Here is a 24,426-nt window from a genome sequence, read left to right as displayed (position 1 = left end):
AGAAATATCATATTTTGAGGGGTAGAAGTTGCCGTTGTGATACGGTAAAAAGTGCGCTTCCCGGCGCAAGTCTGCACCTCCGATAAAGGTATTTCAGTGTGATGATTGATAATCTAATTGAGCGTATCTCTTCCGCCTTAGACGCCGAATACACCCTGGAAGGTTTGGTCAGACAGCTGCTGGAAATGCTGGAACTGGTGACTAATATGGAATCCACCTACCTGACCCGCATCGATGCGGAGGGCAGCCAGCAGCACATTGTTTTCTCCCGCAATACGAAAGCGATGAATATCCCGGAAGGGCTCTCCGTACCCTGGGAAGACACGCTGTGCAAACGCGCTTTGGATGAAGGCCGCCGCTATACCTGCGATGTCGCCAGCGTTTGGGGTGACTCTGAAGCGGCAAAGGCGTTGGGGATTGTGACCTACGTCAGCACGCCTGTGACCCTTGCCGATGGCTCACTCTACGGCACGCTGTGTGCCGCCAGCTCCGAGCAGCGCGTGCTGACCGATCATAGCGAACAGGTCTTGCAGCTGTTTTCTCAGCTGATTGCCCAGCAGATCCAAAATGAGCAGTTGATGAAAAAGCTGCAGTTGGCCAACGTGGCGTTGACGACCGCCAGCTACACCGATGAATTAACCGGGCTGCCTAACCGCCGAGCGGTCTTCGATCAATTGCCTCGTTTGTTCTCTCGCGCCAAGGATGACGCCCGCTATGTGCTGGTGGCCTTTGCCGACCTGGATGGATTTAAGCAGATAAACGACGTACACGGGCACGAAACCGGGGATGACTTTCTTTGCGCCATCGGCAAGCGGCTGAAAGAGGGCGTGAGGGGGGATGAAGTGTTAGGGCGCCTGGGCGGCGATGAGTTTATCGTTGCCGGGGCGGGGCCGACGGAATACAGCGAAGCCCTGCGAGCAACCAGCGCTTTTCGCGACAGGCTGTCAGCGCTGTTGAGCGGAGAATATCAACTAAAATCCTGCGTGATTGATTATGCCGGGCCAAGCATCGGCGCTATCGCTATTAATCCGGCAATAACAACGCCGGACGATGCGCTTCGCGAGGCGGATACGCTTATGTATGTCGATAAGAAACGCCGTAAAAATAGCGCGACGGTAAGCTAAACGTCGCGCCCAGGCTTCAGGATGCTGGCGTCACGGGGACTGCACTACCGCTTAGCTCGGTGACCAAATCGTTCACACCGTCGCTCATGTTGACGAAGCGGGTCAGCGGTGAGCGTGTGACCACCACAAAAACGCCCACGTTATTTTGCGGCACCATTGCCATGTAGGTGATGAAGCCGCCGCCGCCGCCGGTTTTCTGGATAATCCCCGGACGGCCATCTTTCGGCGACATCCATACCCAGCCCATACCTAGCGCATCCGCTTTGCCCGGCACGTCCATGCCAATAACCTTATGCAGCTGGCTGCGCTGATAAATCAGGGTTTGCATTCTGTCGGCCTGATTTCCGCGATGGTGGAAATCGGAGGAGAGGAACTGCTGCATCCAGCGCATCATGTCGCCCGGCGTAGAGTAAACGCCGCCGCTGCCCACTGCCGCCAGCGTGTTATCGCAAGGGCTGGCGCCTTTCTCGGCGATCATCAGGCGCTTGCACTGGTCTGGAGAAGGGGTAAAGGTGGTGTCTTTCATGCCCAGCGGGCGGGCGATTTGCTCATCGAACAGGTCGGCATATGGCCTGCCCGTTGCGCGTGACAGGGCATCGGCCAGCAGGTCAAACGCCAGGTTTGAATAGGCGGCAACGGTGCCCGGTGCGGCTTTAAGCGTGGCCTGCGAGAGCCAGTTCCAGCGCTGATCCCGCGTCGGCCAGGTGAACACCGTGCGGTGCGCTGCGCCACCGGGCTGTTCACGGGGCAGGGAGCTGGTGTGGGTGGCGAGGTTAATCAGCGTAATCGGCTGGCCGTTAAAGGTCGGTACCCTGGCGCCTGGCGGAGCATATTTGCTGAGCGGATCGTTGAGCTGGACCTTCCCCTGATCGAGCATTTTTACCAACATTTCGCTGGTCATCAGCTTTGTCAGCGAGGCGATACGGATCACTGAATCCAGCTGCGGGCGAACGTTATTGCCCGGTCTGGTGTCGCCGAAGCTGCGAAATACCCGCTGGTTACCGTCGATGACCACGATGGCCATGCCGGTTGCACCACTGCCGTAATAGATATGGTTGGCATAGCGATCGACAACGTCGGCGGCGAATTCTGGTGCCGGTGACGGTTGCGCAAAACTGAGCGCCGGAAGCAGGGCAGCGGCCAGCATAAGAAGACGAGGAAGACGAGTTTTCAACGCAAAAATCCAGTTAAAAAAATAAGGCGGTATTGCAGGTATTTATACTACTCTGCGCCCTTATGCAAAGCGTCAATTCAGCGATTGTGGCCTGAAAAGCGTAACCGTGCGTTACATCACCAGATGGCGTACAAAAGTTTGCCAGCCGGGGCCTGATGCAGCATTTTTTGCCTGTTTGTTAGCCGATGCCGTTGGCCGTACGCAGTGCCCCTAAAGAAAGATCTTAATTAAGAAGAAAAACTGACAATTTCACTACGCTGCTTTAGCAAAAAGTGCGTATTATCCTGCGAGTTATTTATTGCGTCGCTGCAACTATTTTCCTTACGCAGCATCTTAGTTATAGCCCCAGGCGTACCGCTACTGATTGAGTTCTTTATGCGATACATAACCCTCCCGCATAAAGAAGTTAATATGTCTAATAAGCCGCTGTTTTATAAATGTCTTTTACATCCCCGCTATTGGTTTACCTGGTTTGGACTGGGTGTGCTTTGGCTGTGGGTGCAGCTCCCTTATCCGGTGTTGATGAAAATGGGCGACCTCATTGGTCGTTTCTCAATGCGTTTTCTCAAGCGCCGGGTCACCATTGCCCGCCAAAACCTGCATCTTTGCTTCCCGCATTACAGCGAGGCGCAGGTTGAAATTATTGTGCAGAATAACTTTGGCTCGCTCGGCATGGGGCTGATTGAAACCGGTATGGCCTGGTTTTGGTCAGATGAACGCGTGCGCAAGTGGTTTGATGTTCGCGGCCTTGAGCACATCAACGCCGCCTGTGACAAAGGCAAAGGCGTGATGGTTATCGGCGTGCATTTTATGTCGCTGGAGCTTGGTGGACGCGTTATGGGGCTGTGTCGCCCAATGATGGCAATGTACCGCCCACACAATAACAAGGTGATGGAGTATGTGCAGACCTGCGGGCGTTCGCGTTCCAACAAAGCGATGCTCGACAGGCGTAACCTGAAAGGGATGGTGAAAGCGCTGAAATCCGGCGAGGCGGTGTGGTTTGCTCCAGACCAGGATTACGGCCCGAAAGGCAGTTCTTTTGCACCTTTCTTCGCTGTTCAGCAGGCCGCGACAACCAACGGGACCTTTACTATTGCTCGCCTGGCAAAACCCGCCATCCTGACCACGGTATTGATTCGCAAGCCCGGAGGCTCCGGTTACCAGCTGGTTATTGAGCCGGAGTTTTGTGATTATCCGGGCGAAGACGAGCAGGCCGCCGCAGCCTATGTGAACCGTAAGATTGAGCACGAAATTATGCGCGCGCCGGAGCAGTATCTGTGGCTGCACCGCCGCTTTAAAACCCGGCCGTTCGGCCATGCCGGGCTCTACACGATTTAATCTTCCAGCGGGTATGCTACGCTTTTTCCTTCTTAAGCCTTAGGAGAGTCAGCATGCCCGCCCCCCGCGTTGTAATGGTTATCGATATGCAAAACGGCGTTCTGGAGTCCCCCCGCCGTGCTCGCGAACAAACCACCGCCAGAATTAATCAGCTTATTGATGTGGCGGAAAAAGTCATTTTTATCCAGCATCACGAGGCAGAGCTTCAGCCAGGCAGCGAAGCGTTCGACATTATTCCCGAACTGCATCGCCCGGCAGGGGCGCTGTATGTGACCAAAACGGCCTGCGATGCCTTCTACCGCACGACGCTGGATTCCTTGTTAAAGCAAAATGAAATCAATGAGCTGGTGGTGTGCGGCTGCGCCACGGATTACTGCGTGGATACCACCGTCAAAAACGGCGTCAGCCGGGGTTATGCGATAACGGTTGCCAGCGATGCGCACACCACCGCCGACCGCACGTCGGTGAGCGCCGAGGCGCTTATTCAGCACCACAACGAGGTTTGGGCCAATCTGTCGATTCCGGGCAATACGCTGGCGGTGAAAACAACCGAGGCCATTCTCGACGGCTGGCGCTAAGTTATGTAAGCCTCTCTCACTCCTTGATACAACATTCAGCAAGCATTATCGTAGAACGTTCGCTATAACCAGCAGATATAACAACAAAAAGTCGTATCAGGAGTGCTGTAATGTTTAAATCTTTTTTCCCGTCGCCGAAGCTGTTTTTTCTTTCGGCGGCAATATGGGGACTACTCGCAATCATATTTTGGCAGGCCGGCGGCGGCCTGTGGTTAGAAAACCTGGCGGGCGCCAGCCAGCAAATTCCTATTAGCGCAGCACGCTTCTGGACGCTAAAAGCATTTGTTTTTTATGCTTTTTATGCCGTCTGTGTTGGTCTTTTTGCCGGTGTGTGGGCGCTGGTGAGTCCACATCCCTGGCAACGTTGGTCGATTCTCGGCTCGTCGCTGATTGTCTTTGTGACCTGGTTTATGGTTGAGCTGGGCGTGGCGATCAACGCCTGGTATGCCCCGTTTTTTGACCTTATCCAAACCGCGCTAGCCTCGCCCAATAAAGTCCCTTTGCAACGCTTCTATAGCGAAACCGGCGTATTCCTCGGCATTGCGCTGATTTATGTCACCGTCGGCGTGCTGAATAGCTTCTTTATTAGCCACTACGTATTCCGCTGGCGTACCGCGATGAACGACTACTACATGGAAAACTGGCAGAAGCTGCGCCATATCGAAGGGGCGGCCCAGCGTGTGCAGGAAGACACCATGCGCTTTGCCTCCACGCTTGAGGATATGGGCGTGAGCCTGCTGCAGTCGGTGATGACGCTGATTGCTTTCCTGCCTATTCTTGTCGCGCTGTCACCACACGTTAAAGAATTGCCGATTGTTGGCGCGGTGCCTTATGGCCTGGTGATTGCGGCGATTATCTGGTCGCTGATGGGAACCGGCCTGCTGGCTGCGGTCGGGATAAAGCTGCCGGGGCTGCAGTTTAATAACCAGAAAGTGGAGGCCGCCTACCGTAAAGAGCTGGTTTACGGGGAAGACGATGCCAGTCGCGCTACTCCGCCAACGGTAAAAGCGCTGTTTGGCGACGTGCGGCATAACTACTTCCGGCTCTACTTCCACTACACCTATTTCAACATCGTGCGCATTCTTTACCTCCAGATAGACAATGTGTTTGGCCTGTTCCTGCTATTCCCTTCGATTGCCGCAGGTGCGATTACCCTGGGCCTGATGCAGCAGATAACCAACGCCTTTGGCCAGGTACGCGGCTCGTTCCAGTATCTGATCAGTTCCTGGACCACGCTGGTTGAGCTGATGTCTATCTACAAACGTCTGCGCAGCTTCGAGCGAACGCTGCAGGATGTGCCGGTGCCGGGCACCGAAGAAGCCGTATAACGCAAAAGAAAAGGGATGGCACAGTGCCATCCCTTTTGCTAAGCCCTACTGATCAGTGCCCTGCGGAAGGGGCTCCCGGTGCGCCTGCCCGTATAAATGGTGGACGGGCAAACCAAATCACTACAATCAGCGCCATAAAGCCCCAGCCCAGCAGCCAGAAGTAGTCGATGGTCGACATCATATAGGCCTGCTGCTCGATGGTTTTATCCACCACGGCAAGGTGCTGCTGCGTTGCGCCGCCCATCTTATGCAAATAATCCATCGCCGAAGGGTTATAGGCCGACACGCTTTCCGTCAGGTTGGCGTGGTGATAAACCTCGCGGCGTGACCAAATCCAGGTGGTCAGCGAAGAAGCAAACGATCCGCCGAGCACGCGGAAGAAAGTCGCCAGGCCAGAGCCTTCCGCGACCTCAACGCCGTGCAGGTTCGACAGCACAATGGTGGTTATCGGCATGAAGAAGAACGCCACGCCAATCCCCATGAACAGCTGTACTTCGGCAATAGTGCGGAAATCTACGCTGGTGTTAAACTGCGCGCGCAGCAGGCACGAAGCGCCCATGGTCAGGAACGACAGCGTGGCCAACAGGCGCATATCGACCTGGTTGGCGTAGCGCCCGACAATCGGCGTCAACAATAGTGGCAGCACGCCCATCGGGGCGGCAGCCAGCCCGGCCCAGATTGCGGTGTAGCCCATCTGGGTTTGCAGCCACTGCGGCAGAATAATGTTGATGGCGAAGAACGCCGCGTACCCCAGCGTCAGCGACAATGTGCCGATGGCAAAGTTGCGGTCCGCGAACAGCCGCAGGTTAACGATTGGATGGCGCTCACCCAGTTCCCAAATGACAAACGACACCAGCGAAACGGCAGAGATAACCGACATGGTGATGATTTCCGGCGAGGCAAACCAGTCGAGATCGTTCCCCTTGTCCAGCACCACCTGAAGTAGCCCGACGCCGAGCACCAGCAGCGCAATACCGATGTAGTCGATTGGGGCGATGGTGGTGGTTTCTTCGCGTTCACGCAGCTGCGCCCACACCACGATGGCTGCAAAAATCCCGATCGGCACGTTGATGTAGAAGATCCACGGCCAGGAATAGTTATCGGTGATCCAGCCGCCGGTGATAGGGCCGACAATCGGCGCAACAACCGTCACCATCGACAGCAGCGCCAGCGCCATACTTCGCTTGCTGGACGGGAAGATTATCAGCAGCAGCGTCTGGCACATCGGAAACATCGGCCCGGCGAAAAAGCCCTGCAGCGCGCGGAAGATAATCAGCTCGGTCATGCTGTGGGCAAAACCGCACAGGAACGAGGTGAGAGTGAACAGCGCCACCGACCCGACGAACAGCTTGAGCTGCCCAAACCGGCGGGTAAACCAGCCGGTCAGCGGCAGGGCAATGGCGTTACACACCGCGAACGAGGTGATAACCCAGGTGCCCTGATCGGCGCTGACGCCGAGGTTACCGGCGATCGTCGGCAGCGCCACGTTAGCGATGGTGGAGTCCAGCACCTGCATAAAGGTAGCCAGCGACAGCGCGATGGTCGCCAGCAGCAGGCTGGGGGGCGTAAACGCCGCCTTATCTTGCATAACGACTCTCTTAGCGGTTGCCTGACGCTACCGGCTGGCTGTTGTCATGAAGGATTTTGGTGACCAGCTTGTCGGCTTCATCCAGCGCGTTCTGGTAAACGTCGGTGGTGAAGCGCGGCGCGGCGACGGTTTTTTGCGGCAGCAGGTGGCCGTCAGCATTGCGGATATCCACGCGAGCAAACATCGACAGCCCTACGCGGAGCGGGTGCTTCTGCATGTCATGCGGGTCAAGCGTGATGCGGACCGGCAGGCGCTGAACGATTTTGATCCAGTTGCCGCTGGCGTTCTGGGCCGGCAGCAGCGAGAAGGCGCTGCCTGTGCCGATGCCGAGGCTTTCAATGGTGCCCTGGTACTCGACGTCGTCGCCGTAGAGATCGGCGGTGAGCGTTACTTTCTGCCCCAGGCGCATATCCTGCATCTGGCTCTCTTTAAAGTTGGCGTCTACCCAGACCTGGTCCAGCGGCACAATCGCCAGCAGGGTGGTACCGGAATCAACGCGCATCCCCAGCTGAACGGCGCGTTTAGCCACAAAGCCGCTCACTGGCGCAACGATGGTGCTGCGCGCGTTATCAAGGAAGCGCTGGCGCAGCGTGGCCACCGCGCTTTTAATTTCCGGATGGCTGTCGATAACCGTGTCATCCACCATTGCGAGGTTAGTACGCAACGCCTGCTGGGCGGCGATCAGGTCGCTCTGCGCGCTGGTGACCGCATCACGGTAGTGGGACAAGTCTTCGGCGGCAATCGCCCCGGTGGCAAAGATTTTCTGGCGGCGAGCGTAGTCGCTTTGCGCGGTTTGCAGCGCAACCTGCTTAGCGGCAACCTGGGCGCGGTAGTTATCCGCAGTGCTGTAGAGCCCGCGTACCTGGCGCACGGTGTTGGCAAGGTTGGCTTCCGCCTGCTGGAGCGCAATTTCGGTATCGCTTGGGTCAAGCTGCACCAGCGGTTGGCCTTTTTCGACATAGTCGCCTTCATCGACGCTAACCTGCGTCACCGTTCCGCCGATTTGCGGCGTCAGCGTGACCTGGTTGCCGTTGACGTAGGCGTCGTCGGTTGTTTCGTAGTAGCGCGCGTAGAGCATGTACCACGCCACGCAGCCTGCGCCGATCAGCAACAGGATGATGAGAAAGATGGCGAAGTTACGCTTGCGTTTGCTCGGCGCGCGTTCAACCTGCTCGGTAGAGGTTTGCATTTTTTGTGGCCTTAATCAGAAAGCTTAGAGGTGGCGCTCGGTGATCTCATCCGGCAGCATTTTGATTAGCAGTTCATTGAGCTGCTTTGATTCTTCAGGCGTCAGGCGCTCGGTAAGGGTGCCGATGATCGACGCCAGCGCGTCGTTCTGGAAAGCTTCACATAGCTCTTGCCCTTTCTCGGTCAGCGCCAGAATGACCTGACGTTTATCTTCGGGATTCACGTTTCGCACGATCAGATCTCGCTTCACCATTCGTTCAAGCATACGGCTCATGGCGCCGGTATCCATCACCAGATTTTTGCTGACTTCAACCGGGCTGTTGAAGCCCTTAAAGATACTTATCAAGACTTTAAATTGCGCACCGGTAATGCCCATCGGCGAAAAATACTGGGTAATGAGCTGGTCTTTGAACTGGTTCGACAGGTGAATCAGCAGGCCAAGGTGCAGTTTAGAAGGAGGGATACCCGTAGAGTTACTCATGATATTTGCCTGGTCAGTAGTTGCAAATGAAATTACTGACCAGGCATCTAATTGTCAACGTTATGTCAGGATGAGAGCACGTTTTGTCAGCCAACCAGCCAGGACTGGGCCTCTTTTTTCATCGCAATTTCGAGGTCTGAGCCTTGCGTTGCAAACACGCGCTGTACAGGAAAACCTGATTTTTCCAGCAGATATGCGAGGGGGGCGTAGGCTGCCGGGTAGCGTTTTGCCGCCTCTTTATCAATGTCCACGGGGCCAAACGGGAAGTCGAATGAGCCAAAATCGTAAACCACCTGGCGGCGCAGGATTCGCCAGATGCCCTGGCGTTTTTCCAGCATGTCATAGAAACGGTTATGGCAGGTGGCGCCCATTTCTAACCTGTGGTTTTGGCCAATAATCATGGCGTTGGTTTCAGAGATCGCTTTGTCTTGCGTGCTATTGAAGCTGACGACCGGCGTACCAATCAGGTGTTTGGTACTGATGTCGGACTTGCCCATCCGCATCGAGCCCTGGATAAATTCACTGGCAAGACCCTCAAACCAGGTGACTTCGATAGTGCCTTCCGGGTGGAAGAGCGCCGATAGCCTGTCCCACTGGGCAAGATCCCGGTGCATCCAGCCGTTGATTAAGTCGTTGATGGCGAGGCGGTCCTGCAAATAGTCACTGTTCATATAAGGCTCCTGTCAAGGTAAGGAGCCCATTGTTGCTCCGCGTTATTGATAAATGAAATATATTGATATGATGATTTAATCATTAAAATTGATGGCTAACAGGCATGGAATTAAGACACCTTCGCTACTTCGTGACGCTGGCCGAAACCGGTCATTTTGGCCAGGCCGCAGCACGGCTGCATATTGTCCAGCCCGCGCTAAGTATGCAGATTCGCACGCTGGAAGACGAAGTAGGCGGGCCGCTGTTTACGCGCACCAGCCGTAAGGTCGAGCTAACGGAAGCGGGAAGATTGCTGCTGCCGGAGGCGAGACGCACGCTTGAACAGGCAGAACACGGTAAAAATATAGTTCAGAGAGCGCTGCGGGGCGAAACCGGGCTGGTAAGAATTGGCTTTGCCGGTAACGCCGTGGTTTCCGGGTGCTTAATGAATGACGTTCGCGCTTTTCGCCAGCTTCTGCCGGAGGTTGAGCTTCAGCTTCAGGAAATGTCCCCCCTCGCGCTCGGCGAGGCGCTCAGGCAGCGGACTGTCGACGTGGCTTACACACCGCTAATGGGCGAGCTTACCGAAGATATTGAGGCGGTGAAAATTGCGGAATGGCCGATGATGGTCGCGGTGGCGGAAGGCAACCCGCTGGCGGCCGAAAAGCGGATCACGCTTGAGATGCTGGCGCAGGTTCCTCATATTCAGTTCGCCGCCGGCGAGGGTGACGAAGCCCTGGAGCTGGTTCGTGAGCGCTGGGGAAGTGAAGCCCCCGAACGGCTATACCGGGCATCCAGCACGCTTGGCGCGCTGGCTATGGTGGCATCCGGTTTTGGCATTGCGCTGCTGCCGCATTCTTTTACCCACATGGCTATCCCGCACCTGGTTTATCAGCCAATTTCCGATCGGCGACTGATGGCTGAGTTGCTATTGTTAAGTCGTCGCGATGAAACTCAGGGGGCCGTGAAGGCCTGGGTTCGTCTGGCCCTGAAAAATAATCACAACGAAACGTAATGAGGATGACTTTATTGAACAGGCAGCATGGATTGATGGCGCTCTCTCTGGGAGCCTTGTTGGTATTGACAGGGTGTACAACCAAAAGCAGCACGCCTGCCTCAACAACGACTGCGGCAGCTAAACCAATAGATATCGAAACCCTGGCCCAGCGCAAAATCCCTGATGGGGTGAAAGACAGGGCGGGACTGGCAAAAGACCTGCTAACGACCCTGAAGAGCCAGAACCTTGAGCAGAGCGAAGAGAACATTTGTTCGGTGCTGGCGGTGGCGCTGCAGGAATCTAATCTGCAGGCCGACCCGGCGGTGCCGGGGCTGAATAAAATTGCCTGGAAAGAGATCGACCGCCGCGCGGAGAAAATGCATATCCCGCCGCTGCTGGTGCACACCGCGCTGCGCATTAACTCCCCTAACGGCAAAAGCTATAGCGAACGATTGGATAACGTCAAAACCGAAGGTCAGCTTAGCGCCATTTTTGACGACTTCCTGACGATGGTACCGATGGGGCAGAAGCTGTTCGGCAGCTTTAACCCGGTACGAACCGGCGGCACAATGCAGGTCAGCGTGGCCTTTGCCGAGAAACACACCGATGGCTATCCGTGGAAAATAGAAGGCACGGTACGCCAGGAAGTTTTCACCCGCCGCGGTGGGCTTTGGTTCGGGACTTACCATTTGCTGAATTACCCGGCTAACTACACTAAACCTCTTTATCGCTTCGCCGACTACAACGCGGGCTGGTACGCCAGCCGTAATGCTGCTTTCCAGAGCGCCGTGAGTAAGGCTACCGGCGTGAAGTTGGCGCTGGACGGGGACCTGATCCTCTACACCAGTGATAAACCGAGCAGCACCGAGATGGCAGTGCGTAAGCTGTCTAAACAGCTGGATATGAGCGACAGCGAAATCCGCCGGGCACTACAAAAGGGGGACAGTATTGGGTTTGAAAAAACCAGCCTCTACAAGCAGGTTTTTGCGATAGCAGAGAAAAAGGCGGGGCAGCCTTTGCCTAAAGAGGTGCTGCCGGGCATTACGCTTGAAAGCCCTAAAATCACTCGTAATTTGACCACGGCCTGGTTTGCAAAACGCGTGGACGACAGGCGGGCAAGCTGCATGCAACGCTAGCGTAGACGGGCGGAAGCGGTAAAGCTTCCGCCTTCTTCATCAGTAATACCAGGCGGAGTGGCGGCGGTTTCTCAGGCGTATCGTCAGGGCGACAATGCCGATGGCGACAGCGCCAAGCAGGAAGGGGATCAGCCCGAAAACGGTGCTGACCGCCAGGCCCATCTCAATGCGAGGGCGGCTGGCATCGTTGCCTTGAGCCAGATATTCCAGCAGGCCGGGAGCCTGCACGATAAGATTTAGCATTTGGGTGGCCACCCAGAAGCAAAAAAGAACGAACAGCGCATAGGCAATGTTACCCGGCACCGATCTTTCTGATTTTTCAGTTATTATGACCCGGTTAGCCGGAATAACGGCTTTTGACAATGAAATATCAGGCATCACGACCTCCCGTAAAAGCGCAATCTGAACCGAATGTGTGGCATCTCATAGCGCGAATTTTGGCAGGTGATAAGCATTGTCAATATCAGATTGCTGGTAATTTGAAGGCCAGAATCCTCCTGGATTTGCATTTTATGCACAAGTTCACATTTCTGTAACTTAAGGTAAATCTCATTAACATTATGCTGACGGAGTGCGTGGTAACCGCACGTTTCTCTGCCGTCGATGTGCGACAATGCCTGCAGGTTTATTTTTAATGCGTGAGGCGGCTATGTTAACCCTGAAAATGCGTCGTGACTGGCATTACTATGCGGTGGCGATAGGGCTGATTTTTATTCTGAATGGCGTGGTCGGCCTGCTGGGCCTGGAAACGAAGGGTTGGCAGAATTACGCGGTGGGGCTGGTGACCTGGGCGATCGGTTTTTGGATAGCCGGCTTTATTATCCGCCGCCCCCGGGAAGAGTCGGAAACGGCGGAGCCTTAAGCATTACGAGGTGATTGAGCTTTTCAGCGCACAATCCTGCTGGTGGCGCTCAAGGGCAAGCTCAATCAGGCGGGTGATCAGCTCCTGATAGCTGATGCCGCTGGCCTGCCACAGCTTGGGATACATGCTGATGTTGGTGAAGCCCGGCAGCGTGTTGATCTCATTAATAATAACGTCGTTATTTTCGGTCAGGAAGACGTCAACGCGGGCCATGCCGCTGCATTCCAATGCCTGATAAGCACGAACCGCAATTTTACGGATTTTGTCGTTTACGTCGGCGTCGAGCGCCGCCGGGACGACAACCTGCGCGGCCTGCTCATCGATGTACTTGGTGTCGTAAGAGTAGAACTCGCTGTTGACCACGATCTCGCCGCAGGTGCTGGCCTGCGGGTAATCGTTCCCCAACACCGCACATTCGATTTCACGGCCTTTAATGCCGGTCTCGACCACCACTTTATGGTCAAACTCAAAGGCTAACGCCACTGCCGCGTGATACTGCTCTTCGGTGCTGGCTTTGCTGACGCCGACGGAGGAGCCCTGGTTGGCCGGCTTCACAAATAGCGGCAGACCCAGCTGTTTTTCAACCTCTGCGAAGCTGATTTTGGTACGGTTAGCGCGAGTTAACGTAATGAACGGGGCGACATTCAGGCCCGCGTCGCGCAGCAGGCGTTTGGCTACGTCTTTATCCATGCTGACCGCTGAGCCCAGTACGCCGGAGCCAACAAACGGCAGATTGGCGACGCGGAGCATGCCCTGCAGGGAACCGTCTTCGCCCAGCGTGCCGTGCACAATCGGGAAAATCACGTCGATTTGGGACAGCTGTTCTGCAGTGCTGGTTTCAATCAGCTGGTGTTCGGTCTGGCCGGGGACCAGCGCCACATTTTTCTCTGACCGGTTCAGGGCGATAAGCGCCGGGTTATTGGCGTTCAGCAGGTAGCTGGACGCATCGTTGATATGCCACTGGCCCTGTTTATCAATGCCCAGCAGCACAACATCAAACTTCGACTTATCAATGGCGTCGACAATATTTTTTGCCGACTGCAGCGACACCTCGTGTTCTGCCGATTTTCCACCAAACACGATACCAACCCGCAGTTTTGCCATGCCTTTAATCCACCCATAAACTTTACGAAAGGGGACAACATAGCACGCTCATTCCGGGGATTCATGTGGTTCCTGCAACAACCTGTCCGGTCGGGCAGGATATGTGCTTTAGTAAGCAATCATTTCCGGATCGTAATGGCGGCGCCGGGGCGCTGACGGCAATATTCATTAGTGTGATAAGCTTTCCAGAAATCGTTCTATTCTGGTTGCATCCCCCTTGAAAAAGCGCGCTATGGAGTCCTGGAAGGTCAATCTCATTTCGGTCTGGTTCGGGTGTTTTTTTACCGGCCTTGCGATCAGCCAAATTTTGCCTTTTCTTCCGCTCTATGTTGAGCAGCTTGGCGTCACTTCCCACGAAGCGCTTTCCCTTTGGTCTGGCCTGACGTTCAGCGTTACCTTTTTGGTTTCGGCCATTGTTTCACCTATGTGGGGCAGCCTGGCCGACCGCAAAGGGCGCAAGCTGATGTTGCTTCGCGCTTCGTTCGGTATGGCGGTGGCGATTCTTCTGCAGGCCTTTGCGACCAACGTCTGGCAGCTCTTTTTGCTGCGGGCGGTGATGGGGTTAACCTCGGGCTACATCCCTAATGCTATGGCGCTGATTGCCTCTCAGGTGCCACGCGAACGCAGCGGCTGGGCTATCAGTACGCTGTCTACCGGGCAAATCAGCGGCGTGATCGTGGGCCCATTGCTCGGCGGTTTTATGGCGGATCATCTTGGGCTAAGGCCGGTTTTCTTTGCAACGGCCGGGCTGCTGATGGTCAGTTTCCTGGTGACGCTGTTACTGATTAAAGAGGGAGCCCGCCCGAAAATCAGCAAAGATGAGCGCCTGACCGGGAAAGAAGTGTTCGCCACGCTGCCTTATCCCTGGCTGATCCTCAGTCTGTTTATCACCACGCTTGTGATCCAGCTGTGCAACGGCTCGATTGGTCCCATTCTGGCGCTGTTTATTAAACAACTGTCGCCGGACAGCAACAATATTGCTTTTATGAGTGGATTTATCGCCGCATTACCGGGGATTTCCGCGCTGTTTGCCGCGCCTAAATTGGGCAAACTGGGCGATCGGATTGGCACAGAACGTATTTTGATGGCCACCCTGACGTGTGCCGTGGTGTTATTCCTGGCCATGTCTTTTGTGACCTCGCCGGTGCAGCTCGGCATTTTGCGCTTTTTGCTGGGCTTTGCTGACGGGGCGATGCTGCCGGCGGTGCAAACGCTTTTACTCAAATACTGCAGCGACCAGGTCACCGGGCGCATCTTCGGTTATAACCAGTCGTTTATGTATTTAGGGAATGTCGCCGGGCCTTTAATGGGGGCAGGGGTATCCGCAATGGTTGGTTTTCGTTACGTTTTTGCGGCAACCGCCGTGGTTGTGCTGCTCAATGTCTGGCAGCTTGCGGTCGCCCTCAAACGTAAAAATGCACGGCAGCAGATACTCGACAGAAAAACGTAAGGGCGGTCTTTTTAGGGCCGCTGGTTATATTAATGAGTGAAATATGAAGATTGATTTCGACTTATTTTTCATTCGATCGGCAGCCTGTGACTTAGCGAATAATATTCCATTATTCTTTTTTTGTAGTGCGAAAAATTCTCATCCGGGATTATTATCAGACTGAATCGTTTTAATCTCGCCGCTATTTGCTATCCCACACATATTTAACCCGGCATATTGCTCTCAGGTGGATCTGAGTGTTAACGTCATATCCTAACCCCGCAGGGACTGAGAAAATGAAAAATCTTATTGCAGAGTTATTGGTTAAACTCGCCGAAAAGGAAGAAGAGTCAAAAGAGTTGGTCGCTCAGGTGGAAGCCCTTGAAATAGTGGTGACTGCCTTATTGAGACGGCTTGAACAAGGAGAGCGTTCGGCATTAGTTGCCAGTATTGAAGGGGCGTTAGATGATGCCTCCCCAAAGACTGTAGTGCCGGTTCAGGATACCGAATTACTCCGTCAATATTTAAAAAAGCTCCTTATCCATCCCCGTAGTTGAATCAAAATTCGCTGTCATATTAGTGTCATAAGTCATTTTTATACTCGCTCTGTTTTTATTTATATTCAGTAGTTTCTACATGGAGAAAATAAAGTGAAACAGAGCGTAATTATCGCCAGCCTGCTGCCTTTGCTGCTTGTCAGCGCCCCCTCAAAATCACAAGAAACATCTTCTTCCTCTCTGGAAAATCGCGCCGCTCAGGGAGATTTAACTCAGCCGGGCGGTGCTCGCCGTATTACTGGCGATCAAACTGAAGCGATTCGTGCCTCGCTCAACAATAAAACAGCAAAGAACGTTATTCTGCTAATTGGTGACGGTATGGGCGATTCGGAAATTACCGCCGCCAGAAACTATGCCGAAGGCGCCGGTGGCTTCTTTAAGGGGATTGATGCTTTACCTCTGACCGGGCAATACACCCATTATTCTTTAGACAAAAAAACGAAAAAGCCGGATTACGTGACCGACTCAGCTGCTTCCGCGACGGCGTGGAGCACCGGGGTAAAAACCTATAACGGCGCGCTCGGCGTGGACGTTAACGGCAAAGACCACGTGACCATTCTCGAGCTGGCGAAGGCGGCCGGGAAGGCTACGGGCAATGTTTCAACCGCAGAAATTCAGGATGCTACGCCAGCGGCGCTGGTTTCCCACGTCACCGGGCGTAAATGTTATGGCCCTAACACGACCAGTGAAAAATGCTCGACCAACGCGCTGGAGAACGGCGGCAAAGGCTCGATTACCGAGCAACTGCTGAATACCCGAGCCGACGTCACGCTTGGCGGCGGGGCAAAAACGTTCAGCGAAGCGGCAAAAGCCGGTGAATGGAACGGGAAAACGCTGCGCGAGCAGGCGGATGCCCGCGGTTATCAGTGGGTCGACAACGCGGCGGGTCTTGCGGCGGTGACAGAGGCTAACCAGCAGAAACCGTTGATTGGTATGTTCGCGGACGGCAACATGCCGGTGCGCTGGGAAGGCCCGAAGGCTACCTACCACGGCAATATCGATCAACCGGCCGTCACCTGTACGGCAAATCCTAAGCGTGATAGCAGCGTGCCGACCCTGGCGCAGATGACCGAAAAAGCTATCGATCTGCTGAAAGGCAACGAAAAAGGTTTCTTCCTGCAGGTTGAGGGCGCCTCTATTGATAAGCAAGATCACGCCGCTAACCCTTGTGGGCAGATTGGTGAGACGGTCGATCTCGATGAAGCCGTGCAGAAAGCGCTGGAGTTTGCCCGTAAAGACGGCAATACCCTGGTTATCGTTACCGCCGACCACGCCCATTCCAGCCAGATTGTGGCACCGGATACCAAAGCGCCAGGTCTGACTCAGGCGCTGAATACCAAAGACGGCGCGGTGATGGTCATCAGCTACGGTAACTCTGAGGGGGAATCTCAGGAGCACACCGGCACCCAGCTGCGCGTGGCGGCTTATGGCCCGCATGCAGCTAATGTGGTGGGGCTGACCGACCAGACCGATCTGTTCTACACCATGAAATCGGCGATGGCGCTGAAGTAAAGGCGTGCATACGTAACAGGTAAGAAAAAAATGCGGCGGAAACGTCGCATTTTTTTTGCCTTGGGCCAGACTTTAAACGTCACTATAAAAAAGGAATAAGGTATGAAATTTTCATTATTAGCGGTGTTACTGGTAGGGCTGGTTGGGTCAGCAACGGCGGCGGATAAAACGATGACGCCGCAGCAGCAGCGCATGACAAGCTGTAATCAGCAGGCGGCTTCGCAGTCCCTGAAAGGGGATCAGCGTAAGAGCTATATGAGCAGCTGTCTGAAAGGGGAAGCGCCTGCCGCAGCAGGGAAAACCCTGACGCCTCAGCAGCAAAAAATGAAGGATTGTAATGCAGATGCCGCGAAGCAATCGCTGAAGGGCGACGCCAGAAAAACCTTTATGAGCAACTGTCTGAAGAAAAAGTAAGTCGCTCTGAATGACCCTCACCCCGGCTTTCTCCCTAAAATGGCGAGGGGGAAAATCGAAGATTAATGCTCGATTCAGTTCCCTCTCCCCTGTGGGGAGAGGGTTAGGGTGAGGGGCTATTCCGAAATCAGGACTTCCCGAGCAGCTCCGACTTCGCCATACATTTCACCATCGCTTCCATCACGGCCGCGCGAAAACCTTTTTCTTCCAGCACTTTGACTGCCTCAATGGTGGTACCGCCAGGGGAGCAGACCATGTCTTTTAGCTCGCCCGGATGCTTCCCGGTTTCCAACACCATCTTCGCCGATCCCATCACCGCCTGAGCGGCAAACTGGTAGGACTGTTTCCGCGGCATACCGCCCAGCACGGCTGCGTCGGCCATGGCTTCGATAAACATAAAGACGTAGGCCGGGGCAGAGCCGCTGACGCCCACCACCGGGTGGATCATCGCTTCGCTTACCACTTCGGCCTGACCAAAGCTGCGGAAAATACTTACCGCATCGGCAATGTCTTCAGGTGTGACCAGCGCGTTTGGCGTTACCGACGTCATGCCCGCATTCACCAGCGCAGGGGTATTCGGCATCGCACGAATAATTTTACGGTCGTGGCCCAGCACTTTGGCCAGGGTTTCCAGAGTGATACCTGCGGCAATAGAGATAATAACGGTGTCTTTGTTCAGGTCGGAACTAACTTCGCTCAGCACCTTAAGCATGATGTTTGGCTTCACCGCACCAAAGACGATGTCGGCTATCTGCGCGACTTCCTGCGCGCTCTGCGCCGGATTAATGCCGTATTCTTCGCACAAGGCCTGAACCTTGTCCGGCGACGGGGTATAAACCCAGATATTGCCCGCAGGCACAAGGCCGCTGGAAATCAGGCCGCCGAGGATCGCCTTGCCCATGTTACCGCAGCCAATAAAGCCAATTTTCTTATCCATAGCGTTACTCCATGGTGATGTGTTTTGTTATTTGATGGTAATAGCTTAACGCGCTTTTTACCGCTTAGGCTATGTTTGCACTCATTCAGGCTCGGCCGGGGGCTGAAACAGATAAATTTTGCCATTCGGCAAAAGCACGGCAAAATCGCCCCCATTCCCACCGAATGTCAGGAGCCATAATGCAAATTTGGGTGGATGCCGATGCGTGTCCAAAAGTCATCAAAGAGGTGCTGTTTCGTGCGGCAGATCGTGCTCAGGTTATGGTCACGCTGGTAGCAAACCAGGGGATGAAAACACCGCCGTCGCGCTTCATTCGCAGCCTTCAGGTTGCCTCTGGGTTTGACGTGGCGGATAACGAAATTGTGCGTCGCTGTGAGAAAGACGATCTGGTGATCACCGCTGATATCCCTCTGGCAGCGGATGTGCTGGAGAAAGGAGCGGTGGCGCTGAATCCCCGGGGCGAGCTATATACCCCTGCTACCATTCGTGAACGCCTGACGATGCGTGACTTTATGGATACCCTGCGCGCCAGCGGCGTGCAAACCGGCGGGCCGGACAGTCTGAGCCAGCGCGACCGCCAGCAGTTTGCCAATGAGCTGGAAAAATGGCTGCTGAAGGTCGCGCGGGCGCAAAAGTCTTAGATAAAGCTATCGTCGTCGTCGCCGTAATCGTCGCCGCCAAAATCATCGTTACCGTAATCGGTATTGTCCTGCGACTGCCAGCCTCCCTGGTTCAGGAACTGACGATCGTCGACCTGATTGTAGTCGTTGACCGAGTCGAATGAACTGTTGTCGAAGGTGGGCGCCGGTTCATTGATAATATTGACAATCTCTTCCGGCTGGCTGCGGTGGAACATGCTGGTCAGCATTTCTGCCACCACGACGCCACCGGCTACGCCCGCTGCGGTTTGCAGCGCGCCTGACAGGAAACCGCCTCCGGCACGCGGAGCGCTGGCAGGGGCTGCCTGCTGCTGTGGCGCACCATACCCGGCAGGTGCGCTGTATCCGCCCTGTTGGGGGGCGCCGTAGCCTGGTGCAGAAGAGGTACCGTAGTTCTGGCTGCCCGGAATCGGATCGGAGCCGCGAGAGCTGTTATTGCTGCTGCTACTGTTGCCGCCGCCGCCGAATAATCCGGCAAGGAAACCGCCGCTGCTTTGCTGCTGGCGGGACTTCTGCTCCAGCTCGCTCACCTGTGCTTCCAGGGCCTGAATTTTGCCATTCAGCTGCTTCATGGCCGCTTCCTGGATAAGGATCGTCTGCGTCATGTAATAAGCGGCACCCGGCTGCTGGCTGAGGTGTTGCGCAATCCGCTGTTCTGCGGCCGCATCGCGGGTGGCACTTTGGCTTTCGGCCTGTTTCAGACGGTCAAAAAGCCCGTCAATAAGACGCTGCTCTTCAGATTGCATGGTTCATACCTCTGTCATGATGAAGTCTTAAAACGAGTCTGGATCAAATTCAGCGTAGGTGAAACGCCTTAATCGTAAAGCTAACCATAAATGTGTTACCGAATCTCAGATTAAGGGTTGTCATTGGCCTGGCGTTTAAAGTATTGTGGCGCAGTTAGCAGGTGGTGGATTTAGTTTACACTTGTTACGTATCAGTTAATGCCGTTATAGCTGGGTTCTAAGCGATAGATTTCACTTTTGTAATTAAAAGTTTACACTTGTCGTGTACTAGTTTAATGGTATTATCGCATTCTGTTTTCCTGCTTTTGCCCCTTTGTGGCCTCAGGCCCGCATTTCCGAGGATTATCTTTGATGACTCAACCCCTATTCTTAGTCGGCGCGCGCGGCTGTGGTAAGACGACCGTTGGTCACGCATTGGCGAGAAAGCTGGGTTACGCCTTTGTCGATACCGATAGTTTTCTGCTAAACCATACCGGTAATAGCGTGGCGGAGATTGTGGCTGAAGAGGGCTGGGAAGGGTTTCGTGCTCGTGAATCCGATGCGCTTCAGCGCGTGACGGCCCCGGCGACCGTGGTGGCGACCGGTGGCGGCATGGTGCTGGCTGAAGGCAACCGTCAGTTTATGCAGGAAAATGGTATCCCCGTTTGGTTACATGCCCCTGCGCAGGTACTGGCTTCGCGCCTGACCGCCTCGCCGGAAGAAGGGCAGCGCCCAACGTTGACCGGAAAAGGCGTTACCGACGAAATTGTGGACGTCCTCGCCGCTCGCGAAGGGCTCTATCGGCAGGTCGCCCGGCACATTGTGGACGCCACCCGCACACCGGATGCGGTGGTGGAAGCTATCCTCAGCGCATTACAAATGGCTCGCGCCAGTTAGCCTATACTTAACGCTCATCCATAAGAAATGAAGGACGAGCGATGGCAACTCAACCTCCTTACCCCCGTGAAGCCCGAATTGTTGAAGTGCAGAAAGGCGTGCCGGGTTCAGCCGTCACCTGGTACCAGCTGCGGGCGGATCACCCTCACCAGAACACGCTGATCAGCGAACACCAAACGCATCAGGAAGCTCTGGACGCAAAACAGCGCTATGAAGATCCAAATAAATCCTGATCGTTCTCTTCAGGCTCGCGCCATGAATGTTTCATTTTTGATCAGAGAAGCTTTTATCTCGTTCATTTAGCTAAAATATATCTATTTATATATGTTGCTCAGTAGTTGATGTTTCGTTAAGGATTTCGGTATCACTCTGGTTGTATGCTGCGGATTACGGCGAGCAAAAAACGATCGACCCCGGCGGAGTTATTTCATAGCGGACGTGGAGCAGTGCAGCGAAAAGGGCGGTGACTGAGTAATAGCGGAGCGAAGCATGAAACCAACTGTAGCCATTCTCACCGTCGGCAAAGTGTCAGTCAGTGAGGTTTTGCCATTTTTAACCGAACATATCTCTGAGCAACAAATCTCGCAGGTCAGCCTGTTGGGCAACCTCTCTCCTGATGAGGTCCGGCACCAGTTTTCCCTTTCGCCCGGAGAAGAGTCTTTGCTCACTTTGCTGGCGGACAACACCATTACTTCGGTCGGGCGCGACAAAATCTCCATTGCGATGCAGGGCATTATCGAACAGCTGGATAACCAGGGCTACGAAGTGATCCTGCTGATGAGCACGATGCCGCTGACGGGGCTCAGCGCCCGTAATGCCATCCTGCTGGAGCCTGAGCGTATTATTCCGCCGCTGGTGGCTTCGATTGTGGACGGTCATCAGGTGGGGATCATTTTGCCGGTCGCCGACATGATTAAGTTTCAGGAGCTGAAGTGGCGCAAGCTGACCCATCCGCCGCTTTATGCTCTCGCGAATCCGGTGCACGGCAACGAAGCTGACTTGCTTGAGGCCGGAAGAAAGCTGATGGCTGAAGGCGCGGATGTTCTGGTCCTTGATTGCCTCGGCTACCATCAAAAACACCGGGATTTACTGCAAAAGCAGCTGGATGTGCCGGTACTGTTATCCAACGTACTGGTGGCCAGGTTGGCCGCAGAATTGCTTATCTGAGCGGAATTAACAATTTGCGTGACAGGTCGGAGAGTTCGCCTCTATAGTGGTTTTTTCACTAATTTCGATAAAGGGCCTGTCCATGCTTCAGAGTAATGAATACTTCTCCGGTAAAGTAAAATCCATCGGTTTTACCAGCAGCAGCACTGGCCGTGCGAGCGTTGGGGTGATGGCGGAGGGGGAATACACCTTCGGGACCGCCCAACCGGAAGAGATGACCGTAGTCAGCGGCGCACTGCACGTTTTGCTGCCGGGGGAAACCGAGTGGAAAACCTATGCTGCGGGCGAAGTCTTTAACGTGCCAGGCCACAGCGAGTTTCATCTGCAGGTTGCCGAGCCAACGTCCTACCTTTGCCGCTATCTGGCCGATAAATAACTGAATTTTTTAGCCCCTCGCTTACGGCGAGGGGCTATCTCTCACGACTCAGCCGCTTAATTAACGCTGCGCTTCGCCGCCCAGCGCTTCCACCAGATTAGTCACCAGCGCAGACAGTTCACCGGTCATCAGGATGAAATCGGCATCGAAACGTCCGCCAAAATCTTCCCGGTCGATATCGTCGTTCTGTTCGCGCAGGATATCGGCAAACTTCAGGCGTTTGATGGAGCCGTCGTCGGCCAGTACGAACTGAATACGCTCCTGCCAGTCCAACGCCAGCTTGGTGACCACTTTACCGGTTTCAATGTGCGCAGCGATTTCATCACACACCAGCTCCTGCTGTTTGCAGCGGATCACGCCGCCGCCTTCAAGGATTGCCTTGAGTTCAGCTTCGTCCATCAGCGCAAAGCCTGCCGGAACATCTCCTGAACGCACCCACTCGGTCAGCGTCAGTTCGATAGGGTTTTCCAGCGCCAGCGGTACCACCGGCAGAGAACCCAGGCTTTTACGCAGCAGGGCCAGCGTATCTTCCGCTTTTTTGGCGCTGGCGCAGTCAACCATGATCAGGCCATTGACGGTGTCTATCCACATCATTGTCTGGCTAAAGCGACTGAAAGCGCGAGGCAGCAGCGAGTGCAGCACTTCGTCTTTCAGGGAGTCTTTCTCGGTCTTTTTCAGCTTGCGAGCCTGTTCCGCTTCGAGCTTATTGATTTTGGCCTCAAGAGCCTGTTTGATGACCGGAGCGGGCAGAATTTTTTCTTCTTTACGGGCGCAAATCACAATCTGGCCGTTGGCAACATGGGTTAATGCATCGCTGTGCGAGCCCATCGGCGACACCCAGCCGGTTTTGGCCATATCCTGGCTGCCGCAAGGGGTGAAGGTGAAGGCGGCTAACTGTTTTTCCATTGCATCCGCCGTCAGCGTGATGTCACGGCTTAAACGGTAAACCATTAAATTTTTAAACCACAGCATGATTCTGTCCCAGGTTGTCAGTTAAACGCAGCGGGCATGATAACGAATTGACGGCCTCGTTTCATTGCCTTTGCTTAGGCTGTATTTTATGTTGTTGATAATTATCACCAAATGAGGAAGTTCTTGTGCGCATAGGTATCGATCTCGGTGGGACTAAAACAGAAGTAATCGCGCTGGCAGACGACGGTAAACAGCTTTACCGCCACCGTTTGCCAACGCCTAAAAACGACTACCAGGCCACCATCAAAAACATCGTTGAGCTGGTGCGGCTGGCGGAAGAAGCCACGGGCGAGACCGGTACGGTAGGGCTCGGGATCCCGGGGTCGATTTCCCCTTATACCCGAGTCGTGAAGAATGCGAACTCAACCTGGCTGAACGGGCAGCCTTTTGACAAGGATCTGAGCCTGGCGCTCAAGCGTGAGGTCAGGCTGGCTAACGATGCTAACTGCCTGGCAGTGTCGGAAGCTATCGACGGCGCGGCCGCAGGGGCACCGATCGTCTTTGCGGTGATCATCGGCACCGGCTGCGGGGCGGGCGTAGCGATCAATGGTCGCAGCCTGATCGGCGGCAACGGCACGGCGGGCGAGTGGGGGCATAACCCGCTACCGTGGATGGACGAAGACGAGCTGCGTTTTCGGGAAGAAGTGCCGTGCTACTGCGGCAAGCAGGGATGTATTGAGACCTTTATTTCCGGCACCGGCTTCGGCACGGACTACCAGCGCCTGAGCGGAAAAACGCTGAAAGGGCATGAGATTATTAGCCTGGCAGAGCAGCAGGATCCGCTGGCAGAGCTGGCCATCAGCCGCTACGAGACTCGTCTGGCGAAGTCGCTGGCGCACATCGTCAACATTCTGGATCCGGATGTGATCGTACTGGGCGGCGGAATGAGTAACGTGGAGCGCTTATACCGGACGGTGCCGCAGTTGATTAAACCGTGGGTGTTTGGCGGCGAGTGTGAAACACCCGTTCGTAAAGCGGTACACGGCGATTCCAGCGGCGTTCGCGGTGCGGCGTGGCTTTGGCCTTTGGAGAAGTAAATCGCCCCTCACCCTAACCCTCTCCCCAAAGTGGAGAGGGGATTAAAAGAGGGAGCGGTTTTCTTTCTCTATCTCAGGGGGGCTTAGTCACATTTTCCTTTCAAAATCTACCGGGAGATATTTTTTGCTCCTCAATTGTTCCGTTCACCCCTAATCCTGTTTTCCCTGCACGTTCCGAAAACGGTGAACGTGTCC

The 24,426-nt window shown here is 54.7% G+C and carries 27 protein-coding genes; 17 read left to right on the top strand and 10 right to left on the bottom strand.

The genetic code is table 11. From position 1 onward, the window contains the following. Positions 1–101 precede the first annotated feature (101 nt). Complete coding sequence (locus tag CNE01S_RS14795; protein WP_061277093.1) at positions 102–1,124, top strand: sensor domain-containing diguanylate cyclase; 1,023 nt, start codon at positions 102–104, stop codon at positions 1,122–1,124. Positions 1,125–1,140: 16 nt separating this feature from the next. Here CNE01S_RS14795 and ampH read toward each other — a convergent pair whose 3' ends face one another. Further along, positions 1,141–2,298: a D-alanyl-D-alanine-carboxypeptidase/endopeptidase AmpH gene (gene ampH, locus CNE01S_RS14790; protein WP_425430192.1), complete on the bottom strand. Its 1,158-nt coding sequence runs from the start codon at positions 2,296–2,298 to the stop codon at positions 1,141–1,143. Between the two features lie 411 nt (positions 2,299–2,709). Between ampH and lpxP the strand changes: the two genes are divergently transcribed. The 3 genes from lpxP (at position 2,710) to sbmA (ending at position 5,542) form a co-directional block, all read left to right on the top strand. Then, positions 2,710–3,636 (top strand): kdo(2)-lipid IV(A) palmitoleoyltransferase, encoded by a 927-nt coding sequence (gene lpxP / locus CNE01S_RS14785; RefSeq protein WP_061277091.1) that lies wholly within the window; start codon positions 2,710–2,712, stop codon positions 3,634–3,636. Positions 3,637–3,689: 53 nt separating this feature from the next. Beyond that, positions 3,690–4,214 carry an isochorismatase family protein gene (locus CNE01S_RS14780; protein ID WP_061277090.1) on the top strand — a complete coding sequence of 175 codons (525 nt, stop codon included), beginning with the start codon at positions 3,690–3,692 and terminating at the stop codon, positions 4,212–4,214. A 110-nt stretch (positions 4,215–4,324) separates the two neighbouring features. Continuing rightward, positions 4,325–5,542, top strand: coding sequence for a peptide antibiotic transporter SbmA (gene sbmA, locus CNE01S_RS14775; RefSeq protein WP_061277089.1), 1,218 nt, complete (start codon positions 4,325–4,327; stop codon positions 5,540–5,542). A 52-nt stretch (positions 5,543–5,594) separates the two neighbouring features. Here the strand turns inward: sbmA and CNE01S_RS14770 are convergent, their stop codons facing one another. The 4 genes from CNE01S_RS14770 to CNE01S_RS14755 all read right to left on the bottom strand — a co-directional run bounded on the left by CNE01S_RS14770 (position 5,595) and on the right by CNE01S_RS14755 (position 9,470). After that, positions 5,595–7,130 (bottom strand): DHA2 family efflux MFS transporter permease subunit, encoded by a 1,536-nt coding sequence (locus tag CNE01S_RS14770; protein ID WP_038475186.1) that lies wholly within the window; start codon positions 7,128–7,130, stop codon positions 5,595–5,597. A gap of 10 nt (positions 7,131–7,140) precedes the next feature. Beyond that, complete coding sequence (locus CNE01S_RS14765; RefSeq protein WP_061277088.1) at positions 7,141–8,319, bottom strand: HlyD family secretion protein; 1,179 nt, start codon at positions 8,317–8,319, stop codon at positions 7,141–7,143. A 24-nt stretch (positions 8,320–8,343) separates the two neighbouring features. Further along, positions 8,344–8,799, bottom strand: a complete 456-nt coding sequence (locus CNE01S_RS14760) for a transcriptional regulator, SarA/Rot family (RefSeq protein ID WP_038475182.1) — start codon at positions 8,797–8,799, stop codon at positions 8,344–8,346. Between the two features lie 86 nt (positions 8,800–8,885). Continuing rightward, entirely contained in the window at positions 8,886–9,470 is a 585-nt protein-coding gene (locus tag CNE01S_RS14755) for a nuclear transport factor 2 family protein (RefSeq protein ID WP_061277087.1), read from the bottom strand. Between the two features lie 104 nt (positions 9,471–9,574). Between CNE01S_RS14755 and CNE01S_RS14750 the strand changes: the two genes are divergently transcribed. Continuing rightward, complete coding sequence (locus tag CNE01S_RS14750) at positions 9,575–10,465, top strand: LysR substrate-binding domain-containing protein (RefSeq protein WP_061277086.1); 891 nt, start codon at positions 9,575–9,577, stop codon at positions 10,463–10,465. Positions 10,466–10,500: 35 nt separating this feature from the next. Continuing rightward, the gene (locus CNE01S_RS14745; RefSeq protein WP_096754155.1) at positions 10,501–11,583 is read left to right on the top strand and encodes a DUF1615 domain-containing protein; all 1,083 of its coding nucleotides are present in this window, start codon (positions 10,501–10,503) and stop codon (positions 11,581–11,583) included. Positions 11,584–11,622: 39 nt separating this feature from the next. On the opposite strand, the gene CNE01S_RS14740 is transcribed toward CNE01S_RS14745, so the two are convergent. Further along, entirely contained in the window at positions 11,623–11,961 is a 339-nt protein-coding gene (locus CNE01S_RS14740) for a DUF2755 family protein (protein WP_061277085.1), read from the bottom strand. Positions 11,962–12,232: 271 nt separating this feature from the next. Between CNE01S_RS14740 and CNE01S_RS14735 the strand changes: the two genes are divergently transcribed. Next, positions 12,233–12,445 carry a DUF2754 family protein gene (locus CNE01S_RS14735; protein ID WP_061277138.1) on the top strand — a complete coding sequence of 71 codons (213 nt, stop codon included), beginning with the start codon at positions 12,233–12,235 and terminating at the stop codon, positions 12,443–12,445. Positions 12,446–12,448: 3 nt separating this feature from the next. Here CNE01S_RS14735 and ddlA read toward each other — a convergent pair whose 3' ends face one another. Beyond that, positions 12,449–13,549, bottom strand: a complete 1,101-nt coding sequence (gene ddlA / locus CNE01S_RS14730) for a D-alanine--D-alanine ligase (RefSeq protein ID WP_061277084.1) — start codon at positions 13,547–13,549, stop codon at positions 12,449–12,451. Positions 13,550–13,781: 232 nt separating this feature from the next. Here ddlA and CNE01S_RS14725 point away from each other — a divergent pair, with 232 nt between their 5' ends. The 4 genes from CNE01S_RS14725 (at position 13,782) to CNE01S_RS14710 (ending at position 17,461) form a co-directional block, all read left to right on the top strand. Beyond that, entirely contained in the window at positions 13,782–14,999 is a 1,218-nt protein-coding gene (locus CNE01S_RS14725) for a multidrug efflux MFS transporter (protein WP_061277083.1), read from the top strand. Between the two features lie 275 nt (positions 15,000–15,274). Next, positions 15,275–15,535: an anti-adapter protein IraP gene (gene iraP, locus CNE01S_RS14720; RefSeq protein WP_061277082.1), complete on the top strand. Its 261-nt coding sequence runs from the start codon at positions 15,275–15,277 to the stop codon at positions 15,533–15,535. A gap of 93 nt (positions 15,536–15,628) precedes the next feature. Then, positions 15,629–17,047: an alkaline phosphatase gene (gene phoA, locus CNE01S_RS14715; RefSeq protein WP_061277081.1), complete on the top strand. Its 1,419-nt coding sequence runs from the start codon at positions 15,629–15,631 to the stop codon at positions 17,045–17,047. A 102-nt stretch (positions 17,048–17,149) separates the two neighbouring features. Beyond that, positions 17,150–17,461 (top strand): PsiF family protein, encoded by a 312-nt coding sequence (locus CNE01S_RS14710; RefSeq protein ID WP_038475163.1) that lies wholly within the window; start codon positions 17,150–17,152, stop codon positions 17,459–17,461. 127 nt (positions 17,462–17,588) lie between these two features. On the opposite strand, the gene proC is transcribed toward CNE01S_RS14710, so the two are convergent. Next, positions 17,589–18,398, bottom strand: coding sequence for a pyrroline-5-carboxylate reductase (gene proC / locus CNE01S_RS14705; RefSeq protein WP_061277080.1), 810 nt, complete (start codon positions 18,396–18,398; stop codon positions 17,589–17,591). A gap of 179 nt (positions 18,399–18,577) precedes the next feature. On the opposite strand from proC, the gene CNE01S_RS14700 reads away from it, so the two are divergent. Continuing rightward, entirely contained in the window at positions 18,578–19,039 is a 462-nt protein-coding gene (locus tag CNE01S_RS14700; protein WP_008454481.1) for a YaiI/YqxD family protein, read from the top strand. Here the strand turns inward: CNE01S_RS14700 and CNE01S_RS14695 are convergent. Next, positions 19,036–19,803 (bottom strand): DUF2076 domain-containing protein, encoded by a 768-nt coding sequence (locus CNE01S_RS14695; RefSeq protein WP_061277079.1) that lies wholly within the window; start codon positions 19,801–19,803, stop codon positions 19,036–19,038. The two genes, CNE01S_RS14700 and CNE01S_RS14695, sit on opposite strands and share 4 nt — an antisense overlap. A 351-nt stretch (positions 19,804–20,154) precedes the next feature. Between CNE01S_RS14695 and aroL the strand changes: the two genes are divergently transcribed. The 4 genes from aroL (at position 20,155) to ppnP (ending at position 22,222) form a co-directional block, all read left to right on the top strand. After that, on the top strand, positions 20,155–20,679 hold the full coding sequence (aroL, locus tag CNE01S_RS14690; protein WP_061277078.1) for a shikimate kinase AroL: 525 nt from the start codon (positions 20,155–20,157) through the stop codon (positions 20,677–20,679). 41 nt (positions 20,680–20,720) lie between these two features. Beyond that, the gene (locus tag CNE01S_RS14685; RefSeq protein ID WP_061277077.1) at positions 20,721–20,912 is read left to right on the top strand and encodes a YaiA family protein; all 192 of its coding nucleotides are present in this window, start codon (positions 20,721–20,723) and stop codon (positions 20,910–20,912) included. Between the two features lie 256 nt (positions 20,913–21,168). Further along, a complete protein-coding gene (locus tag CNE01S_RS14680) occupies positions 21,169–21,846 on the top strand; it encodes an AroM family protein (protein ID WP_061277075.1) in 678 nt (225 codons plus the stop codon). An 82-nt stretch (positions 21,847–21,928) separates the two neighbouring features. Beyond that, on the top strand, positions 21,929–22,222 hold the full coding sequence (ppnP, locus tag CNE01S_RS14675) for a pyrimidine/purine nucleoside phosphorylase (RefSeq protein ID WP_008454495.1): 294 nt from the start codon (positions 21,929–21,931) through the stop codon (positions 22,220–22,222). A gap of 60 nt (positions 22,223–22,282) precedes the next feature. Here ppnP and rdgC read toward each other — a convergent pair whose 3' ends face one another. Next, on the bottom strand, positions 22,283–23,194 hold the full coding sequence (rdgC, locus tag CNE01S_RS14670) for a recombination-associated protein RdgC (RefSeq protein WP_061277073.1): 912 nt from the start codon (positions 23,192–23,194) through the stop codon (positions 22,283–22,285). Positions 23,195–23,319: 125 nt separating this feature from the next. Between rdgC and mak the strand changes: the two genes are divergently transcribed. Beyond that, positions 23,320–24,231, top strand: coding sequence for a fructokinase (gene mak / locus CNE01S_RS14665; RefSeq protein WP_061277072.1), 912 nt, complete (start codon positions 23,320–23,322; stop codon positions 24,229–24,231). Positions 24,232–24,426 lie beyond the last annotated feature (195 nt).

This window comes from Cedecea neteri NBRC 105707 = ATCC 33855, assembly GCF_001571265.1.
Lineage (GTDB): Bacteria > Pseudomonadota > Gammaproteobacteria > Enterobacterales > Enterobacteriaceae > Cedecea > Cedecea neteri.
The sequence above is the reverse complement of the archived record's forward strand: the minus strand, read 5'-3'. Positions and strand labels throughout refer to the sequence as shown.

Excerpts from the sequence above, each read along its gene's own strand:
- CNE01S_RS14750 (WP_061277086.1), top strand. The coding sequence starts at position 9,575 with ATGGAATTAAGACACCTTCGCTACTTCGTGACGCTGGCCGAAACCGGT.
- sbmA (WP_061277089.1), top strand. The coding sequence starts at position 4,325 with ATGTTTAAATCTTTTTTCCCGTCGCCGAAGCTGTTTTTTCTTTCGGCG.
- CNE01S_RS14680 (WP_061277075.1), top strand. The coding sequence starts at position 21,169 with ATGAAACCAACTGTAGCCATTCTCACCGTCGGCAAAGTGTCAGTCAGT.
- CNE01S_RS14795 (WP_061277093.1), top strand. The coding sequence starts at position 102 with ATGATTGATAATCTAATTGAGCGTATCTCTTCCGCCTTAGACGCCGAA.
- CNE01S_RS14740 (WP_061277085.1), bottom strand. The coding sequence starts at position 11,961 with ATGCCTGATATTTCATTGTCAAAAGCCGTTATTCCGGCTAACCGGGTC.
- proC (WP_061277080.1), bottom strand. The coding sequence starts at position 18,398 with ATGGATAAGAAAATTGGCTTTATTGGCTGCGGTAACATGGGCAAGGCG.
- CNE01S_RS14685 (WP_061277077.1), top strand. The coding sequence starts at position 20,721 with ATGGCAACTCAACCTCCTTACCCCCGTGAAGCCCGAATTGTTGAAGTG.
- CNE01S_RS14780 (WP_061277090.1), top strand. The coding sequence starts at position 3,690 with ATGCCCGCCCCCCGCGTTGTAATGGTTATCGATATGCAAAACGGCGTT.
- CNE01S_RS14755 (WP_061277087.1), bottom strand. The coding sequence starts at position 9,470 with ATGAACAGTGACTATTTGCAGGACCGCCTCGCCATCAACGACTTAATC.
- lpxP (WP_061277091.1), top strand. The coding sequence starts at position 2,710 with ATGTCTAATAAGCCGCTGTTTTATAAATGTCTTTTACATCCCCGCTAT.
- CNE01S_RS14725 (WP_061277083.1), top strand. The coding sequence starts at position 13,782 with ATGGAGTCCTGGAAGGTCAATCTCATTTCGGTCTGGTTCGGGTGTTTT.
- CNE01S_RS14745 (WP_096754155.1), top strand. The coding sequence starts at position 10,501 with ATGGCGCTCTCTCTGGGAGCCTTGTTGGTATTGACAGGGTGTACAACC.
- CNE01S_RS14765 (WP_061277088.1), bottom strand. The coding sequence starts at position 8,319 with ATGCAAACCTCTACCGAGCAGGTTGAACGCGCGCCGAGCAAACGCAAG.
- CNE01S_RS14695 (WP_061277079.1), bottom strand. The coding sequence starts at position 19,803 with ATGCAATCTGAAGAGCAGCGTCTTATTGACGGGCTTTTTGACCGTCTG.
- iraP (WP_061277082.1), top strand. The coding sequence starts at position 15,275 with ATGAAAAATCTTATTGCAGAGTTATTGGTTAAACTCGCCGAAAAGGAA.
- aroL (WP_061277078.1), top strand. The coding sequence starts at position 20,155 with ATGACTCAACCCCTATTCTTAGTCGGCGCGCGCGGCTGTGGTAAGACG.
- CNE01S_RS14760 (WP_038475182.1), bottom strand. The coding sequence starts at position 8,799 with ATGAGTAACTCTACGGGTATCCCTCCTTCTAAACTGCACCTTGGCCTG.
- CNE01S_RS14700 (WP_008454481.1), top strand. The coding sequence starts at position 18,578 with ATGCAAATTTGGGTGGATGCCGATGCGTGTCCAAAAGTCATCAAAGAG.
- CNE01S_RS14710 (WP_038475163.1), top strand. The coding sequence starts at position 17,150 with ATGAAATTTTCATTATTAGCGGTGTTACTGGTAGGGCTGGTTGGGTCA.
- ppnP (WP_008454495.1), top strand. The coding sequence starts at position 21,929 with ATGCTTCAGAGTAATGAATACTTCTCCGGTAAAGTAAAATCCATCGGT.
- CNE01S_RS14770 (WP_038475186.1), bottom strand. The coding sequence starts at position 7,130 with ATGCAAGATAAGGCGGCGTTTACGCCCCCCAGCCTGCTGCTGGCGACC.
- CNE01S_RS14735 (WP_061277138.1), top strand. The coding sequence starts at position 12,233 with ATGTTAACCCTGAAAATGCGTCGTGACTGGCATTACTATGCGGTGGCG.
- ddlA (WP_061277084.1), bottom strand. The coding sequence starts at position 13,549 with ATGGCAAAACTGCGGGTTGGTATCGTGTTTGGTGGAAAATCGGCAGAA.
- rdgC (WP_061277073.1), bottom strand. The coding sequence starts at position 23,194 with ATGCTGTGGTTTAAAAATTTAATGGTTTACCGTTTAAGCCGTGACATC.